This is a genomic window from Microbacterium hatanonis, from assembly GCF_008017415.1.
Lineage (GTDB): Bacteria > Actinomycetota > Actinomycetes > Actinomycetales > Microbacteriaceae > Microbacterium > Microbacterium hatanonis.
This window is the reverse complement of sequence record NZ_VRSV01000001.1, coordinates 219,518-235,336: the sequence shown is the minus strand read 5'-3', so window position 1 is coordinate 235,336 and position 15,819 is coordinate 219,518. Positions and strand designations below refer to the sequence as shown.

Genomic DNA, 15,819 nt, shown 5'->3' with positions numbered 1-15,819 from the left:
ATGGATGCTCCCGCCTCGGGAGCGATCAGCCCTTCGTCGCGCCGGCGAGGAGGCCCCGGACGAAGAAGCGCTGCAGCGAGAAGAACACGATCAGCGGAACGATGATCGAGATGAACGCACCCGCGGACTGCAGGTACCAGCGATCACCCCACGAACCGGAGAGCGAGTTCAACGTCTGCGTCAGAGGGAGAGACGACGTCGGCGCGAAGATCGTCGCCACGAGCAGATCGTTCCAGACCCAGAGGAACTGGAAGATCGCGAACGAGGCGATGGCCGGCATGGCCAGCGGCAGGATCATCCGGAAGAAGATCTGACCGTGGCCGGCACCGTCGACGCGGGCCGCCTCGATCACCTCGGTCGGGATCTCCGAGATGAAGTTGTGCAGCAGGAAGATCGCGAGCGGGAGGGCGAAGATCGCGTGCGCGATCCAGACGGTGGCGAAGCTGTGGTCGACGTCTCGCAGCTCGAAGCCCGGGAAGACGGCCGTGCCGTTGATCTCGAGGCCGCGCGAGAACAGCGACAGCAGGGGCACCAGCGCCATCTGGATCGGCACGATCTGCAGGGCGAAGACGAAGACGAACAGCAGGTTCTTGCCCTTGAAGTCGATCCACGCGAACGCGTACGCGGCGAGCGCCGCGATCGAGATCGGGATGATCGTCGCCGGGATCGAGATCGCGAGCGAGTTGAGGAACGAGTCGCCCAGCGTCAGTGCCGTGCCCCCGGACGTCAGCGCCTCGGAGTAGTTGTCGAGCGTGAAACCGGGGTTCACGAAGACGGTCCACCACCCCGACGTCTGCGAGTCGGCGCCCGGCCGGAACGAGGTGACGAACAGACCGAACGTCGGGATCGTCCAGAAGATCGCGATGACGATCGCGATGATCGTCGCGGTCCGCGAGGTGAGCCGCTTGTGCGCCTGCGCCTCGTTGCGACGGGTCTCACGAGCCGTCTTCCGGGCGGCGCGCGCACCGTAGGCGGGGGCCTCCTGCACCGTGGCCATTATCGGATCTCCTTCTGCTTGCGCATCTGACGCGCGTTGTAGATGATCAGCGGCAGCACGAACAGGAACAGCACGACGGCCAGCGCCGACGAGTGCCCGAAGCTCTGGAACCGCTGCTGCTGGTTGACCATCTCGAAGCCGAGCACGCTGGAGTTCGCGCGCCCGCCGGTCATGACCGCGACGATGTCGTACACCTTCAGCGAGGCGATGGTGATCGTGGTCAGCACCACGATGAGCGAGGCGCGGATGCCCGGCACGGTCACGTTGATGAATCGCTGCCACGGCGTCGTGCCGTCGAGCTGCGCGGCTTCGAGCTGCTCGGTCGGCACTGCCTTGATCGCCACCGACAGGATCACCATGGCGAAACCGGTCTGGGTCCAGATGAACACCGCCAGCAGGGCGAAGGTGTTCACGAGCGGCGTCTGGTCGAGCCACCCGATGGGCTGACCCCCGAACAGCGTGACGATCGCGTTCAGGATGCCGATCTGCTCGCCCTGCCGGTAGTCGTACACGAACTTCCAGATGATGCCCGCACCGACGAACGAGATGGCGAACGGCATGAAGACGAAGAGCTTCAGGATCTTCTCACCGCGTGCCCGGTCGATGAACGCCGCATACGCCAGCCCGATCGCCGTCGACAGGGTGGGGGCGAAGATCGCCCAGATGACCGTGTTGATGACCGACCAGAACCCCTCGGGGTTGGTGAAGGTCCAGATGTAGTTCTCCAGCCCCACGAACGTCTCGCCGCTCTTGTCGAAGAACGACTGGTAGATCGTCGAGATCGCGGGGTAGATGAGGCCGAGCAGCAGCAGGATGGCCGCGGGCAGCAGGAACACCACGAGCTGGAAGAAGTACCCGGCACCAGCGCGCGAGCGGTAGTCGAAGAAGAACAGCAGCGCGCCGAGTGCGAGCGCGATCCCCACGACGTAGAGGACGGCGTTCTGGTAGGGCCGCAGGAGCATGAAGGCCAGCACCGGAACGGCGAAGCAGATCACGAGTCGCATCCAGAAGTACCCGCGGCCTGCCCGCGGAGCGAACTCGATGACGAGCAGGATCAGCGCGACCACGGCGCCGAAGGCGACGACGGCGATCGGGATCTGCACGAGCGGGTTCAGATTGCCGATCCAGACGAAGAAGCTGTTGAGCGAGAACCCGAGCGTCGTCTTGGGCGCATCCTCGACCGCCGGAGCGGCGAACAGCGCCACCAGGGCGACGAGGAGCACCACGGCGGCGATGATCACGCCGATGGTGGCGGCGCGCCGACCCGGCTGCGACGCGACAGCACGCGGCTGTTCCGGCGGAGCTTCAGGTGGCGCGGTGAGCGTATGCGACATTGTCATACCTTTCGCGTAGTGCGGAGAAGAGTACGCGCCGCGGGGATCATCGGATCCCCGCGGCGCGCTCTCGTTACGAGATCAGTTGTCGTATCCGGCCTGGATGTCGCTCAGGACCTGGTCGGTCGGGCGGCCGTCGATCCAGTTGACCATGCCCTTCCAGAAGGATCCGTTGCCCACCGTGGCCGGCATGAGGTCCGACGCGTCGAAGCGGACGACGGTCGCGGGGTCCTGCAGAAGCTCCATGGCTTCGGTGAGGAACTGGCTGGACGCCAGCGACGGGTCGGCGTTCTTGTTGGCCGAGATGACGCCGCCCAGCTCCACACGGGCGTTGGCGAACTCGGGCGTCGACATGAACTCGAGCACCTTCTGCGTGGCCTCGGAGTCGGAGAACGCCGTGACGAACTCGCCACCGGCTTCCACGAACGTCTCACCGTCGGCTTCGACGCCCGGGAGCAGGAACGCGTAGACGTCGCCCTCGGGGCCGATCTCCGGCGTCGCGCCCGCGGCGGTCTTCGCCTCGAGGAAGTTCGCCGAGAGGAACGAGGCCTGGTGGGTCATCGCGCAGCGACCATCGGAGACGGCAGCGGCCACGTCGGCGAACGCCGTGGAGTTGATGCTCTTCACGTCGCCGTAGCCGGCGTTGACGTAGTCGGGGTTGAGGAGGATCTCACCCACCGCGTCGAACGCGTCCTTGATCTTCGGGTCGGTGAACTCGACCTCGTTCGCGACCCACTGGTCGTAGACGTCAGCGCCGGACTGGCGGAGCACGAGGTCTTCGATCCAGTCGGTTCCGGGCCAGCCGGACGCGGCGTCGGAGGCGAAGCCGGCGCACCAGGGCGCGGCACCCGTCTTGTCGCGGATGGTCTGGGTCAGGGTGAGGAGCTCGTCGTAGGTCGTCGGGATCTCGACGCCCCACTCGGCGAACTGCTTCGGCGAGTACCAGACGTAGCCCTTGACGTTGCCGAGCATGGGAGCGGCGTAGAACACGTCGTCGACGGTGCCGTAGGTCTTCCAGTCGGGCGACCAGTTCGCGTCGACGTTCGCCTCGACGGCCTCGGGCGCCGGCTGGACCTCGCCGGTGTCGACGAGCGCCTTGACGAGACCGGGCTGGGGCACGATCGCGATGTCGGGGGCGGAGCCGCCCGTGACCTTCGTGACGATGTTGCCCTCGAAGCTCTTGTCGCCGGTGTAGACGACCTCGATGCCGGTGTCCGCGGTGAACTGCTCGAACGACGCGTTCAGGTCGTCTGCCTCGACACCCGTGATGCCACCGGCGATCTGGACGGTCTGGCCCTCCACGGAGCCCGTGTCCTCCGAGGTGCCACCCTCTGCGCAGCCTGCAAGAGCAAGCCCCGCGATGCCGATGAACGCGATCGGTGCGATCACGCGGCGTCGCTGCGAACTGATCATGTGATTCCTCCTCTTCGAGGGCGCGGGCGCGACTTGCACCTGCGCTCAGGTTCCGTCGGGAACCGATTCCACACAAAGGTAAGCGAGATGCCCACCGGATACAACGGCGAATCATCACGAATCGATAACCACGCGTGAAAGCGTTGGTCGCCGCATCCGCGTATGTGTGGAACCGGTTCTCTTTTTTCGCGCTCTGCATTATGGTTTCTGTGATCCGGACCGGCGAGGCCGCCGTCCGTGTGCAGAGATGCCGCGATGCAGGAAGGGCTACCAGTGAGCGGAATCGCCGACGTCGCGCGCCTGGCGGGCGTATCGAAGTCGACGGCGAGCCGCGCCCTCACGGGGGGCGGGTACGTCTCCGACGAGACCCGTCGACGGGTTCAGGATGCTGCGGGGTCGCTCGGCTACGTGCCCACGACGAGCGCCGTCAGCCTCGCGACCGGCCGCACGAACACGGTCGCCCTCATCGTGCCGCGCGTCAACCGCTGGTACTTCGGTTCGATCATCGAGGGGGTCGAGCGCACGCTCATCCCGCGCGGCTACGACCTCACGCTGTACGTCGCAGAGCCCGACTCCCGGGACCGGGCGAGCCTGTACAGCCACTTCCTGGCGCGCAAGAGGTTCGACGGCGTCATCGCGGTCGCCCTCGAGCCCGACGACGCCGACATCGCCCGGCTGCTCTCGTTCGGCAAGCCGACCGTGTGCATCGGCAACGAGCTGGCCGAGATCGCCACGCTCGGCATCGACAACACCGCCATCGGGCGCATGATCACCCAGCACCTGCTCGCGCTCGGCCATCGGGCCATCGTGTTCCTCGGCGCGACGCCGAAGGGCGAGCCCACCGCCCACGACGTGATCGACCGCATCGCCGGCTACCGCCAGGCCATGTCGGGCGCGGGGCTGTCGGACCGGACCGGCGTCTACGAATCGACACTCACGATCACCGACGGCTACGCCGCTGCCGCCGCTCTGCTCGCCGATGTCGAGAGCCGGCCCACCGCGATCGTCGCGGCCTGCGACGAGATCGCGATCGGCGCGATCGTGGCCGCCCGCCGGCTGGGGATCGCCGTCCCCTCCCAGCTCAGCGTGGTCGGCGTCGACGGCCACGACTACGCGGAGATGTTCGCGTTGACGACCGTGGAGCAGCGCCCCGCCGCACAGGGCGAGCAGGCGGTCGACATCCTGCTGGGGATGGTCGACAACGCGGACGCCCCGGCCCGGTCGACGATCCCGGTGCAGCTCGTCGTGCGGGCCTCCACGGCAGCACCCCGCTGACCGGCGGCCCGGAACGACGAAGGGCCCCGGATGCTTCGCAGCATCCGAGGCCCTTCGTGCACAGGGTTACTTGAGGGTAACGCTGGCGCCGGCCTCTTCGAGAGCGGCCTTCGCCTTGTCAGCGGCGTCCTTGGTCGCGCCCTCGAGCACGGCCTTGGGGGCACCGTCGACGACGGCCTTGGCCTCGCCGAGGCCGAGCGAGGTGAGCTCGCGGACGACCTTGATGACCTGGATCTTCTTGTCGCCGACCGAGTCGAGGATGACGTCGAAGGAGTCCTTGACCTCTTCCTCTTCGGCGGGGGCGCCACCGGCGGGGGCACCGGCAGCGGCGACGGCGACCGGAGCCGCAGCGGTGACCTCGAAGGTCTCCTCGAACTTCTTGACGAACTCGCTGAGCTCGATGAGCGTGAGCTCCTTGAAGGCGTCGAGCAGCTCGTCAGTGGTGAGCTTTGCCATGATGATTCTCCTTGATCGGGGTTATTCGTACCGCGCCTGACAGTGTCAGGCTGCGGACTCCTGCTTGTCGCGCAGCGCATCGACCGTGCGAACGGCCTTCGACAGCGGTGCGTTGAACAGATATGCGGCGCCGAACAGCGAGGCCTTCATCGCACCGGCGAGCTTCGCCAGCAGGACTTCACGGCTCTCGAGGTCGGCGAGCTTGTTGACCTCATCCGCGGTCAGGGCGGCACCGTCGAAGTACCCGCCCTTGATCACGAGAAGAGGATTAGCCTTGGCGAAGGCGCGCAGCCCCTTCGCGACGGCGACCGGGTCACCGTGCACGAAGGCGATGGCCGACGGACCCTTGAGTTCGTCGTCCAGACCCGTCACGCCGGCGTTGGACGCGGCGATCTTGGTCAGCGTGTTCTTCACCACGGCGTACTCCGCGTCCTGACGGATGTTGTTGCGCAGCTCCTTGAGCTGGGCAACCGTCAGACCGCGGTACTCGGTCAGCAGAACGGCGGTCGAGTCCTCGAAGTGCTTCGTGAGCTCGGCAACCGATGCGTCCTTCTGCGCCATGGCCACTCCTTGTGTGTACGAGACGCGCCGCGGGAGCGGGCGTCGGGCCGCAGCATCCGGTCTTTCCCCAGCAATGAAAAAACGCTCCGGCGCAAGGCACGGAGCGTGGTTCCCGATCGGGAATTCGTTCGTACACCTGCGCAGGTCTGCGTTCACGATCCCTTTCGGGATTCGCGTCAGCTGCTTCGATCGTGCTGCGCTTTCGCGCACCCCGATGACCGGCGGTCTTTGGCTTGTCCCCCATGCTACGCCCCCGCCCCGCCCCCGCCAAATCCCCGAGCACACCCCCGCGCTCCCCCGCCGAAACGATGTCGTCTCGCCGAGCGGCCATCCGGCCGGCACCAGAAGGGTGTGAGGTCGGCGAGAGGATGTCGAGTCGACGGTCGGGTCACCCGCGAGGCCGGATACCGAACGATGCCAGTCGAGCGCCCAGAAGCTCCGGAGTTCCGATGTGCTCATCACCCCATCGTGCGAACCTGCGATGGGTCGTACCGCGGATCCAGTCCTCCCGCTGTTTCTCGCGGAGCACGATCTCTTCGACGCTGAGGCCTTGTCTCGTAGCCGCGTCCAGATACTTCGTCTTGCCGTCGAACTCCCCGAAGGAGAGCACGTCGTCCATCCCGATGTCGACCCAGTAGATCGAGCCGTCGGGGGCGGGGACCGGCACCTGCAGAGACAGCTTCCGGAACCCGAGCCTCGACAGCTGCAGCCGACTCACGCTCTCCCCGGGCAGCTGCGCCCTCCCATCAGCGAACTCGATCACCCACCGCACCTGACGGACGCCTCGGATCGCCCCTGCGCCCGCCACCCGTTCGCTCATCGATACGCGCCACTCTTCCGCCGCCCGCTCGTCATAGGCGCGATGGTCCATACCTGTGCCGAGAGTGAGGGCCGCGTCCGCGACGGCGACCGCCGCCTCCGGCGTTGCAACGCGCCCGACGTCGAGCACCGTCCGCTCCAGCGAGGTGCACCTGATCCCGTCCACGACGGCGACGTCGGCCTCGGTGAGATGGTCCTCATGGCGCTGCACACCCGGGGTACTCGATGCGTGCCTTCGCGTCGTGCCGGTCTCGTGCACACGCAGAGGAACGATGCGAAACAGCGGGAGCTTCCACAGCACCGCCGCCGAGACGTGGGAGAAGACATGGGTACCACCCGCCAGATCGTTCGACGCGGCCACGACTTCGAGCAGGTGGCGGCCCTCCGGCCAGAGGTCGCGCCACGCCGCCGCTGGGACGAACCATCCTTTTCTGACGCGGACCAGCTGACCGCCGTCCACAGCGACTCCCAACCGGCGGTCGGACCATCCCCGATCGACCAGGTCGGCGCGGGAACGCAGCATCCGCCTCGCATCATCGACAAGGATCGCCTTTTTCACGCGTCGATCGTCGCGCCCGCACCTCCCTCGTCGCAGCGCCTGGACCACCACGGTGTAAACCTCGCTCCCCGGGATCGTTGGGGAGGAGCCGTCGACCCGCCACCGTCTCGCCGACCGGCCATGCATCCGGCGCCAAGAACGTGTCGTCTCGGCGAGATGCCGTGCTCTCGACGCGCATGGCGAGCGGGCGGCGGGTCGAGTGGGAGAGGGTGGGGAGCGGGGTTAGGGTCGAACGCATGTCCCCCGAACTGTCCGCGCGCAGCCCCGAGCTGGCGGCGCGGATCGTGGCCGACTCGCGCGACCGCGTCGCGTGGGTGCGCGCGCGCTCGCGGGGCATCACGGCCACCGACGTCGCCGCGTTGACGAGCGACCGGGTCATCCCCCGCGCAGCCGACGCGAAGCTGCTGGGATCGGGGTTCTCCGGCAACGCCTACACGGCGCACGGCAAGGCGCGCGAGCCCGAGATCGCGGCGTGGGTCGCTGCGACGCACGGGATCCAGCCCTCGTCGGCACTGTTCCACGCGGTCGTCGAGAAGCGGCACCTCGCGACGCCCGACGGTGTGACGGTGGATGCTGCGGGGCGGGTCATCCTCGCCGAGATCAAGACGACGAACAAGAAGTGGCGCAGCATCCCGCGTACCTATCTTCGACAGGTCTGGTGGCAGCAGCACGTGCTCGGCGCCGAACGCACGCTCGTCACCTGGGAGGAGCACGACGGCTTCGTGCCCGTCGGGGACGAGCCGCAGTGCCAGTGGGTCGACCGCGACGAACGCGAGATCGACAACCTGGTGCGACTGGCGACGGCGCTGATCGACGAGCTGCACCGCCGCACCATGGCGGCGAGAGCGCCGGCCCCGCGCGCCGAACCCCCACGGGAGAGGTTCCGCGCACTCGCGCTGGCCGACGGCTGAGCCGCACGACGACCCGTTCGGGGATAGTTGACGAAAGTCAAACAATCGGAGTAATGTTGATGAAAGTCAACTATCGCGTCGACGGTGTCGCGACTCTTCTTCCTCGTTCGCAAAGGTTCTCATGGCCACCACTGCTTCCGAGCCGGGCACCGCGCCGCGCCGCGTGCTGCCCGCGCTCATCGGACTCCTCCTCGGGATGTTCGTGTCGATGCTCGCATCGACCGTCGTCTCGACGTCGCTGCCCGTCATCGTCCACGACCTCAACGGCGACCAGGCCGCCTTCACCTGGGTCATCACCTCGACCCTGCTGACGACCGCGATCTCGACGCCGATCTGGGGCAAGCTCGCCGATCTGTTCAACCGCAAGCTGCTGATCCAGATCGCCATCGCCATCTTCGTGCTCGCGACGGCGGCCGCGGGCTTCTCGCAGAACACCGAGATGCTCATCGCGTTCCGCGCGGTGCAGGGACTCGGCGCCGGCGGCCTCGCCGCACTGAGCCAGGTCATCATGGCCGACATCATCAGCCCCCGCGAGCGCGGCCGTTACATGGGTCTGTTCGGCGCCGTCATGGCCGTCGCCACCGTCGGCGGTCCGCTCCTCGGCGGCGTGATCACCGACTCGTTCGGCTGGCGCTTCAACTTCTTCGTCGCGCTCCCCTTCGCGGTCGCGGCGCTGCTCATCCAGCAGCGCACCCTGCACCTCCCGGCCCGACCGAAGCGCGCGGTGAAGATCGACTACTTCGGCATCGTGCTGCTCGCGACCGCCGTCTCGCTGATCCTCATCTGGGTCACCAACGCCGGTAAGAACTACGACTGGTGGAGCACCGAGACCGTGCTCATGGTGGGCGGAGCGATCGTCTCGGCCGTCCTGTTCATCGTCGTCGAGCTGCGCGTGTCCGAACCCCTCGTTCCCCTCACGCTCTTCCGCAACCGCACGTTCACGCTCGCCACGATCGCCTCGATCGCGACCGGCCTGGCGATGTTCGGCACCGCGGTGTTCCTCAGCCAGTACATGCAGATGGCCCGCGGGGCGACCCCGACCGAGGCCGGCGTCATGACGATCCCGATGATCGCGGGTCTGCTCCTCGCGTCCGTGATCGTCGGTTCGCTCATCTCGCGCTACGGCCACTGGAAGCCCTACCTCATCGTCGGCGGCGTGCTGCTGATCGCCGGGTCGTTCCTCCTGTCGACCATCCACTACGACACGAACTTCGCGCTCGTCTCCGTCTACATGGCGCTCCTGGGTGCCGGCGTGGGCATGACGATGCAGAACCTCGTGCTGATCGTGCAGAACACCGCGCGCCCGGAGGTCATGGGCGCGGCGAGCTCGGGCGTGACGTTCTTCCGCAGCCTCGGCGGCACCGTCGGCGTCTCGGTCATGGGCGCGGCCCTCGCGACGACGGCCGCCGGCCTCTTCGTCGACCGCGGAGCCGACATCGCGACGGCGATCGCCGGCCTCGGCGCCGACGGCGCCGCAGTGGCGGCGCAGCTGCAGTCCGGGACGATCCCGCAGGTGTCGGCGCTCCCGGAGGCCGTGCGGGTGATCGTCGAGGACATCTACGCCCAGTCGATCGCGAGCTCGTTCCTCATCGCGGTTCCGATCGCCGTCATCAGCCTGATCGCGATCATCTTCCTGCCGAACCACCCGCTGAACCGCATGACCACGAGCGAGCGGATCCACGCCGGAGAAGCCGACCTCGCGACCGTCTCGACCTCCGAGGGCATGTCGGTGCTCGCCGGAACCGGAGCGGTCACGACCGTCCCCGAGGCCGACGCCCGCACGACGCGCTCGTCCGTCGGCGAGAATGACTGACATGACGATCGCCGATTCCCCCGCCGACGCGACGATCCCGGTCGACGCGCCGGCGGGGGACGACCGGCTCGTCGCGCTCGAGGCGCTCGAGGGGTCGTTCGCCGAGCTGATGACGGCCTACCGCCACCACCTCGCGGCGGCGGCCGACCGGGTGCACCCCGGCATGCTCCCCGGCACCTTCAAGGTGCTGTCGCTGATCGCCCGCTCGGGGTCGACCACGCTCTCGGCCCTCACCGAGCACCTGACCTCCGACAAGGGACTGGTCAGTCGCAGCGTCTCGGAGCTCGAGGGCCTCGGGCTCGTCGCGCGCACGCTCGACCCGGGTGATCGACGATCCCGACTCATCACCGTCACTCCCGAGGGCGCGGAGCGTCTCGCGGTCGCTCGCGCTCCCCAGAAGGGACGCCTGTTCACCGTGCTGGAGGACTGGTCGATCGGCGACATCCGCCATCTCACCCGGCTCCTGCATTCCCTCGCCTCCGGCGAGACGCCGGAGGCCTGAGAACCGAGCTTCTTTCTGCGGTGACACCCGCGTAACACCGTGGAGACACTTCCGCGGTTGACTGGTGTCCGTCGCCGGCACCGTCGCCGTCGTCGCCCATCGCACGGAAGGAGCGCCGATGAGATTCCGGCCCCAGCGCCCCGAGTCCCCCTCCGACGTCGCACTCGCCCAGCCGCCTGCGCTGCCGTCGACGATGAGCGCCGCCGTGATCGATCGGACGGGGGATGCTGCGGAGCTGCACCTGGCGACGATCGACACCCCCGCGCCGATCCTGAGCGAGGTGCTCGTGCGGGTCGTCGCCGCCGGCGTCAATCCGATCGACGCCAAGACCCGATCGGGCTCGGGGGTGTCCGGCGCGATCGGCTCGTTCCCGACGGCGCTCGGGTTCGACTTCAGCGGCGTCGTCGTGAAGTCCCCCTACGAGGCGCACGCCTTCCCGGTCGGCACGGAGGTGTTCGGCATGGCGGGCTTCCCCCGCACCGGAGGCACCTACGCGGAGTACGTCACGGTGCCCTCGCTCTCGCTCGCGCGCAAGCCCGCGTCGCTCTCGCACGTCGAAGCGGCGGGCGTGCCGCTGGCAGCTCTGACCGCGTGGGGCCTCGTGGTGGAGACCGCCCTCGCGCACGAGGGTCAGCGCATCCTCATCCACGCGGGCAGCGGCGGCGTGGGTCATTTCGCGGTGCAGTTCGCGTCGTACTTCGGAGCGCAGGTGATCGCCACGGGCTCGGCCCGCAATGCCGACTGGCTGCGCGAACTGGGCGCCCGCACCGTCATCGACCACGCCACGGAGCGCTTCGAGGATCAGGTCTCCGACGTCGACGTGGTGATCGATCTCGTCGGCAACGTCATGGATGACACGGGAACACGCTCGCTCCGGGTTCTGCGCCCGGGCGGGCTGCTGATCGAAGTGCCGACCGGCGCCTGGCCGGGGTTCCACGAGGCCGCGACCGCCGAGGGGTTCCGCGCCACGAGCTTCAAGGTCGTGCCCGACGGCGGGACGCTCGCCACGGTGGCACGTCTGCTGGAGTCGGGCGCCGTGCAGGTCTACGTCGATCGGGTGTTCGGGCTCGATGAGGCGGCCGACGCGCACCGCGAGCTCGAACGCGGGCACACACGGGGCAAGCTCGTCCTCCGCGTCAGCGACGACTGATCGCAACGACCCTCGCGCGGAGGGGGGTCGCGCAACGGGTGCCCCGGTGGGAGGGTGGGGCCACCGGCGCGTGACGACGCGCGCCCCTCACGAAGGAGCGACGAAGATGTCGACGAACCGAGCGGTTGCGTACAAGGGTCCTGGTGTCGTGGAAGTCATCGACACCCCCTATCCGGAGTTCGTGCTGAGGGACGGGCCGGGGGTGAATCCCGCGAACGTGGGGCGGAAGGTTCCTCACGGAGCGATCCTGCGCACCGTCGCGACCAACATCTGCGGGTCCGACCAGCACATGGTCCGCGGACGCACGACCGCTCCCGAGGGACTGGTGCTCGGCCACGAGATCACCGGCGAGGTCATCGAGGTCGGACCCGATGTGGAGTTCGTCAAGGTCGGTGACATCGTCTCCGTCCCGTTCAACATCGCGTGCGGGCGCTGCCGGAACTGCAAGGAGGGGAAGACGGGCATCTGCCTCAACGTGAACCCCGACCGGCCGGGGAGCGCCTACGGCTACGTCGACATGGGCGGATGGGTGGGAGGCCAGGCCGAGTACGTGCTCGTCCCCTACGCCGACTGGAACCTGCTGGTCTTCCCCGACCGCGACCAGGCGCTGGAGAAGATCCTCGATCTCACCATGCTGTCCGACATCTTCCCCACGGGGTTCCACGGCGCCTACACCGCGGGGGTGCGTCCGGGATCGACCGTGTACATCGCGGGTGCCGGGCCCGTCGGTCTCGCCGCCGCGGTCTCGGCCCAACTCCTGGGCGCAGCCGTGGTCATCGTCGGCGATCTGATCGAGGAACGCCTCGCGCAGGCCCGGTCGTTCGGCAGCGAGACGGTCGACGTGTCGAAAGGCGACCCCAAGGAGCAGATCGCCCAGATCCTCGGCGTGCCGGAGGTCGACTGCGCCGTCGACGCCGTGGGTTTCGAGGCCCGCGGTCATGGTGCCGACTCGAGCCACGAGGCACCGGCGACGGTGCTGAACTCGTTGATGGATCTGACCGCGGCCGGAGGCGCTCTCGGCATCCCCGGGCTCTACGTGACGGGCGACCCCGGCGGCGTGGACGAGGCCGCGAAGGTCGGATCGCTCTCGCTCCGCCTCGGACTCGGTTGGGCGAAGTCGCTCGCGTTCACCACCGGTCAGTGCCCGGTGATGCGCTACAACCGTCAGCTCATGATGGCGATCCTCCACGACAAGGTGAAGATCGCCGACGCCGTGCACGCGACCCCGATCACCCTCGACGAGGCGCCCCAGGGGTACGCCGACTTCGACAGCGGCACCGCGCGCAAGTACGTGCTGAACCCGAACGGGTACATCACGGCGGCCTGACGACTCGCACCGGGCGGCGGGCGTTCAGTGAGCGAGCACCCGCCGCCCCTCGGCGACCACCTCGTCGGCGATGGCGTCGAGCAGGTCGGAGGTCAGGTTCCACTGCTGCCAGTAGAGCGCGACGTCGATCGGCGGGCCGCCCAGCGGCACGAGCGCGCCCGTCCGCAGGTGCCCCTCCGACTGGAAGCGCGGCAGCAGCCCCCATCCCAGTCCGAGGACGACCGCCTCGGCGAACTCGCTCGACGCCGGCACCAGGTGCCGCGGGGGCGCCGCGGGGTCGACGCCGTTCGCCGCCAGCCACTGCGACTGCAGGTCGTCGCGCCGATCGAAGTCGACCACCGGGGCGACGGCCAGAGACGCAGCATCCACGCCTCCGGCGAACCACCGGGCCGCGAACGAGGCGCCCGCGACCGCTTCGTAGCGGAGCACGCCGAGTGCGCTGACGCGGCATCCGCCGACCGGGGCCGCACGCGAGGTCACGGCCCCCATCACGGTGCCCGATTCGAGAAGCCCCGCGGTGAAGTCCTGGTCGTCGCGGTGCAGCTCGAACACGATGCGCCGGCGCTCGGCGAGGCGGGCGAGCGGCGCCAGGAACCAGGTCGCGAGCGAGTCGGCGTTGACGGCGAGCGGCACGACCGCCGTCGCCCCCTCGTCTCCGTCGCCGATCTCGGCCAGAGCGTCGTGCTCGATGAGGGCGAGTTGACGGGCCAGACGCACCACCGCCTCCCCCGCGTCGGTCGCCCGGACGGGCTTGGAGCGCACCAGCACCACGCGGCCGAGCCGATTCTCGAGCGCGCGGATGCGCTGACTCACGGCCGACGCCGTGATGTGCAGACGGTGAGCGGCCGCGTCGAGGGTGCCCTCATCGATGACCACGGCGAGGGTGCGGGCGAGGTCGAGAGGAATCTGCATGAAGCAACGCTAATGGCAACGAAGAATATTGAGCTGTACTTGATAGAAGCGCGCACTTAGCGTCGGATCCGTGCTCACCTCCTTCCTCGCCGGCATCGGACTCGGCCTCTCGCTCATCGTCGCGATCGGGGCGCAGAACCTGTTCGTCCTGCGTCAGGGACTCCGTCGCGAGTTCGTCCTCACCGTGGCGCTCGTGTGCGCCGCTTCGGATGCGGTGCTCATCGCGGTCGGCATATCGGGTATCGGACTCGTGCTGGCGGCCGTGCCCTGGCTGATCGACGTCGTGCGATGGGCCGGTGCGGCGTTCCTCCTCGGCTACGGCCTCCTCGCCGCTCGCCGCGCCTGGCACCCGGCCGGTGCGACGCTGCAGGTCGACGCCGCACCGACGCGAGGGATGTCGGATGCTGCGCCCGCAGCGACAGCGCTGGTGACACGACCGCGCCTGGCTCCGGTGGTGCTGACGTGCCTGGCGCTCACGTGGCTGAATCCGCACGTGTATCTCGACACGGTGTTCCTGCTCGGTTCGGTCGCGACCACCCACGGCGATGCCCGGTGGGTCTTCGCGGCGGGCGCCATGCTGGCGAGCGTGGCCTGGTTCCTCGCACTCGCGTTCGGATCGCGCTACCTCAGCCGGTGGCTCGCGACCCCTCGCGCGTGGCGGATCCTCGACGGGATGATCGCGGTCGTGATGATCGTGCTGGCGATCACCCTGGTGCTTCCGCACTGACACGGCGCCGAGCGTGCGGCACGATGGGCAGATGCGCCGCATCCACATCGTCGTCCGAGGTCTGGTCCAGGGGGTCGGCTACCGCTATACGGCCGGCCGATTCGCGCGGCGTGCCGAAGTGACGGGATGGGTGCGCAACAGAGCCGACGGCTCCGTCGAGGCCGAGGTGGAGGGCTCGCCCGACCAGGTCGACGCGGTGCTGGCCTGGATGGCGCACGGCCCACCGGGCGCGCGCGTCGACGACGTGCAAGTCAGCGACGTCCCCGTCACCGGAGAGCACGGCTTCGAGATCCGCGACACCGTCTGACGGCAGACGCGAAGAGGGCCCCACCGGAAACCGGTGAGGCCCTCTTCGTACGCGATGCGTCAGACGATGGCGTTGACGTCCAGCGGGATGCCGGGGCCGAACGTGGTCGAGACCGCACCCTTCTGGATGTAGCGGCCCTTCGAGCTCGACGGCTTCAGACGAACGACCTCTTCGAGAGCCGCGGCGATGTTCTCGTCGAGCTGCTCGGCCGAGAACGATGCCTTGCCGACGACGAAGTGCACGTTGGCGTGCTTGTCGACGCGGAACTCGATCTTTCCGCCCTTGATCTCCTCGACGGCCTTGGCCGGGTTGGGGGTCACGGTGCCGGTCTTCGGGTTCGGCATCAGGCCGCGGGGGCCCAGCACCTTGCCGAGACGACCGACCTGGCCCATGAGCTCGGGGGTCGAGACGGCGGCGTCGAACGACGTGTAGCCGCCGGCGACCTTCTCGATGAGCTCGGCTCCGCCGACCTCGTCGGCGCCGGCAGCGATCGCAGCCTCGGCCGCGGGACCGGTCGCGAACACGATGACGCGGGCGGTCTTACCCGTGCCGTGGGGCAGGATGACCGTTCCGCGAACCATCTGGTCGGCCTTGCGGGGGTCGACGGCGAGCTTCAGCGCGACCTCGACGGTCGAGTCGAACTTCGCCGAACCGGTCTCCTTCGCGAGGGCGACAGCCTCGGTGGGGGTGTAGAACTTGTCCGCCTCGATCTTGGCGGCAGCGGCCTGGAAGGCCTTGGACTTGGTAGCCATATTC

The 15,819-nt window shown here is 68.4% G+C and carries 16 protein-coding genes; 8 read left to right on the top strand and 8 right to left on the bottom strand.

Annotated features, from left to right (window positions below):
- Positions 1-25: 25 nt before the first annotated feature.
- From FVP77_RS01130 to FVP77_RS01120, 3 genes are all read right to left on the bottom strand, one after another.
- Complete coding sequence (locus FVP77_RS01130) at positions 26-997, bottom strand: carbohydrate ABC transporter permease (protein ID WP_147892868.1); 972 nt, start codon at positions 995-997, stop codon at positions 26-28.
- Positions 997-2,331, bottom strand: a complete 1,335-nt coding sequence (locus FVP77_RS01125; protein ID WP_147892867.1) for a carbohydrate ABC transporter permease — start codon at positions 2,329-2,331, stop codon at positions 997-999. The genes FVP77_RS01130 and FVP77_RS01125 overlap by 1 nt, the downstream gene beginning before the upstream one ends.
- A gap of 81 nt (positions 2,332-2,412) precedes the next feature.
- Positions 2,413-3,744, bottom strand: coding sequence for an ABC transporter substrate-binding protein (locus FVP77_RS01120; RefSeq protein ID WP_147892866.1), 1,332 nt, complete (start codon positions 3,742-3,744; stop codon positions 2,413-2,415).
- Between the two features lie 273 nt (positions 3,745-4,017).
- On the opposite strand from FVP77_RS01120, the gene FVP77_RS01115 reads away from it, so the two are divergent.
- Entirely contained in the window at positions 4,018-5,019 is a 1,002-nt protein-coding gene (locus FVP77_RS01115; protein ID WP_147892865.1) for a LacI family DNA-binding transcriptional regulator, read from the top strand.
- A 66-nt stretch (positions 5,020-5,085) separates the two neighbouring features.
- Here the strand turns inward: FVP77_RS01115 and rplL are convergent, their stop codons facing one another.
- The 3 genes from rplL to FVP77_RS01100 form a co-directional block, all read right to left on the bottom strand.
- Positions 5,086-5,475, bottom strand: coding sequence for a 50S ribosomal protein L7/L12 (rplL, locus tag FVP77_RS01110; protein ID WP_116647813.1), 390 nt, complete (start codon positions 5,473-5,475; stop codon positions 5,086-5,088).
- A 45-nt stretch (positions 5,476-5,520) separates the two neighbouring features.
- Positions 5,521-6,036, bottom strand: coding sequence for a 50S ribosomal protein L10 (gene rplJ / locus FVP77_RS01105; RefSeq protein WP_116647812.1), 516 nt, complete (start codon positions 6,034-6,036; stop codon positions 5,521-5,523).
- Positions 6,037-6,424: 388 nt separating this feature from the next.
- Positions 6,425-7,378, bottom strand: coding sequence for a hypothetical protein (locus FVP77_RS01100; RefSeq protein ID WP_187266764.1), 954 nt, complete (start codon positions 7,376-7,378; stop codon positions 6,425-6,427).
- A gap of 272 nt (positions 7,379-7,650) precedes the next feature.
- Between FVP77_RS01100 and FVP77_RS01095 the strand changes: the two genes are divergently transcribed.
- The 5 genes from FVP77_RS01095 (at position 7,651) to fdhA (ending at position 13,117) form a co-directional block, all read left to right on the top strand.
- A complete protein-coding gene (locus FVP77_RS01095; protein ID WP_147892863.1) occupies positions 7,651-8,325 on the top strand; it encodes a YqaJ viral recombinase family protein in 675 nt (224 codons plus the stop codon).
- A 121-nt stretch (positions 8,326-8,446) separates the two neighbouring features.
- Positions 8,447-10,138, top strand: a complete 1,692-nt coding sequence (locus tag FVP77_RS01090) for an MDR family MFS transporter (RefSeq protein ID WP_147892862.1) — start codon at positions 8,447-8,449, stop codon at positions 10,136-10,138.
- A 1-nt stretch (position 10,139) separates the two neighbouring features.
- A complete protein-coding gene (locus FVP77_RS01085) occupies positions 10,140-10,640 on the top strand; it encodes a MarR family winged helix-turn-helix transcriptional regulator (RefSeq protein WP_281290301.1) in 501 nt (166 codons plus the stop codon).
- Between the two features lie 118 nt (positions 10,641-10,758).
- Positions 10,759-11,790 carry an NADP-dependent oxidoreductase gene (locus FVP77_RS01080; RefSeq protein ID WP_147892861.1) on the top strand — a complete coding sequence of 344 codons (1,032 nt, stop codon included), beginning with the start codon at positions 10,759-10,761 and terminating at the stop codon, positions 11,788-11,790.
- Positions 11,791-11,896: 106 nt separating this feature from the next.
- Complete coding sequence (fdhA, locus tag FVP77_RS01075; RefSeq protein ID WP_147892860.1) at positions 11,897-13,117, top strand: formaldehyde dehydrogenase, glutathione-independent; 1,221 nt, start codon at positions 11,897-11,899, stop codon at positions 13,115-13,117.
- Positions 13,118-13,141: 24 nt separating this feature from the next.
- Here the strand turns inward: fdhA and FVP77_RS01070 are convergent, their stop codons facing one another.
- Positions 13,142-14,029, bottom strand: a complete 888-nt coding sequence (locus tag FVP77_RS01070; RefSeq protein WP_147892859.1) for a LysR family transcriptional regulator ArgP — start codon at positions 14,027-14,029, stop codon at positions 13,142-13,144.
- Positions 14,030-14,099: 70 nt separating this feature from the next.
- Between FVP77_RS01070 and FVP77_RS01065 the strand changes: the two genes are divergently transcribed.
- Together FVP77_RS01065 and FVP77_RS01060 are read left to right on the top strand one after the other, a co-directional pair.
- A complete protein-coding gene (locus FVP77_RS01065; RefSeq protein ID WP_147892858.1) occupies positions 14,100-14,756 on the top strand; it encodes a LysE/ArgO family amino acid transporter in 657 nt (218 codons plus the stop codon).
- Positions 14,757-14,787: 31 nt separating this feature from the next.
- The gene (locus tag FVP77_RS01060; RefSeq protein ID WP_147892857.1) at positions 14,788-15,063 is read left to right on the top strand and encodes an acylphosphatase; all 276 of its coding nucleotides are present in this window, start codon (positions 14,788-14,790) and stop codon (positions 15,061-15,063) included.
- A 59-nt stretch (positions 15,064-15,122) separates the two neighbouring features.
- Here FVP77_RS01060 and rplA read toward each other — a convergent pair whose 3' ends face one another.
- The gene (rplA, locus tag FVP77_RS01055) at positions 15,123-15,815 is read right to left on the bottom strand and encodes a 50S ribosomal protein L1 (RefSeq protein WP_121149939.1); all 693 of its coding nucleotides are present in this window, start codon (positions 15,813-15,815) and stop codon (positions 15,123-15,125) included.
- Positions 15,816-15,819: the final 4 nt, after the last annotated feature.

What these genes read in the sequence shown, in the direction of transcription:
- FVP77_RS01080 (WP_147892861.1), top strand. Translation starts at nt 10,759, where the DNA reads ATGAGATTCCGGCCCCAGCGCCCCGAGTCCCCCTCCGACGTCGCACTC.
- FVP77_RS01125 (WP_147892867.1), bottom strand. Translation starts at nt 2,331, where the DNA reads ATGTCGCATACGCTCACCGCGCCACCTGAAGCTCCGCCGGAACAGCCG.
- FVP77_RS01095 (WP_147892863.1), top strand. Translation starts at nt 7,651, where the DNA reads ATGTCCCCCGAACTGTCCGCGCGCAGCCCCGAGCTGGCGGCGCGGATC.
- rplL (WP_116647813.1), bottom strand. Translation starts at nt 5,475, where the DNA reads ATGGCAAAGCTCACCACTGACGAGCTGCTCGACGCCTTCAAGGAGCTC.
- rplJ (WP_116647812.1), bottom strand. Translation starts at nt 6,036, where the DNA reads ATGGCGCAGAAGGACGCATCGGTTGCCGAGCTCACGAAGCACTTCGAG.
- fdhA (WP_147892860.1), top strand. Translation starts at nt 11,897, where the DNA reads ATGTCGACGAACCGAGCGGTTGCGTACAAGGGTCCTGGTGTCGTGGAA.
- FVP77_RS01100 (WP_187266764.1), bottom strand. Translation starts at nt 7,378, where the DNA reads ATGCTGCGTTCCCGCGCCGACCTGGTCGATCGGGGATGGTCCGACCGC.
- FVP77_RS01130 (WP_147892868.1), bottom strand. Translation starts at nt 997, where the DNA reads ATGGCCACGGTGCAGGAGGCCCCCGCCTACGGTGCGCGCGCCGCCCGG.
- FVP77_RS01085 (WP_281290301.1), top strand. Translation starts at nt 10,140, where the DNA reads ATGACGATCGCCGATTCCCCCGCCGACGCGACGATCCCGGTCGACGCG.
- FVP77_RS01120 (WP_147892866.1), bottom strand. Translation starts at nt 3,744, where the DNA reads ATGATCAGTTCGCAGCGACGCCGCGTGATCGCACCGATCGCGTTCATC.
- FVP77_RS01090 (WP_147892862.1), top strand. Translation starts at nt 8,447, where the DNA reads ATGGCCACCACTGCTTCCGAGCCGGGCACCGCGCCGCGCCGCGTGCTG.
- rplA (WP_121149939.1), bottom strand. Translation starts at nt 15,815, where the DNA reads ATGGCTACCAAGTCCAAGGCCTTCCAGGCCGCTGCCGCCAAGATCGAG.
- FVP77_RS01070 (WP_147892859.1), bottom strand. Translation starts at nt 14,029, where the DNA reads ATGCAGATTCCTCTCGACCTCGCCCGCACCCTCGCCGTGGTCATCGAT.
- FVP77_RS01060 (WP_147892857.1), top strand. Translation starts at nt 14,788, where the DNA reads ATGCGCCGCATCCACATCGTCGTCCGAGGTCTGGTCCAGGGGGTCGGC.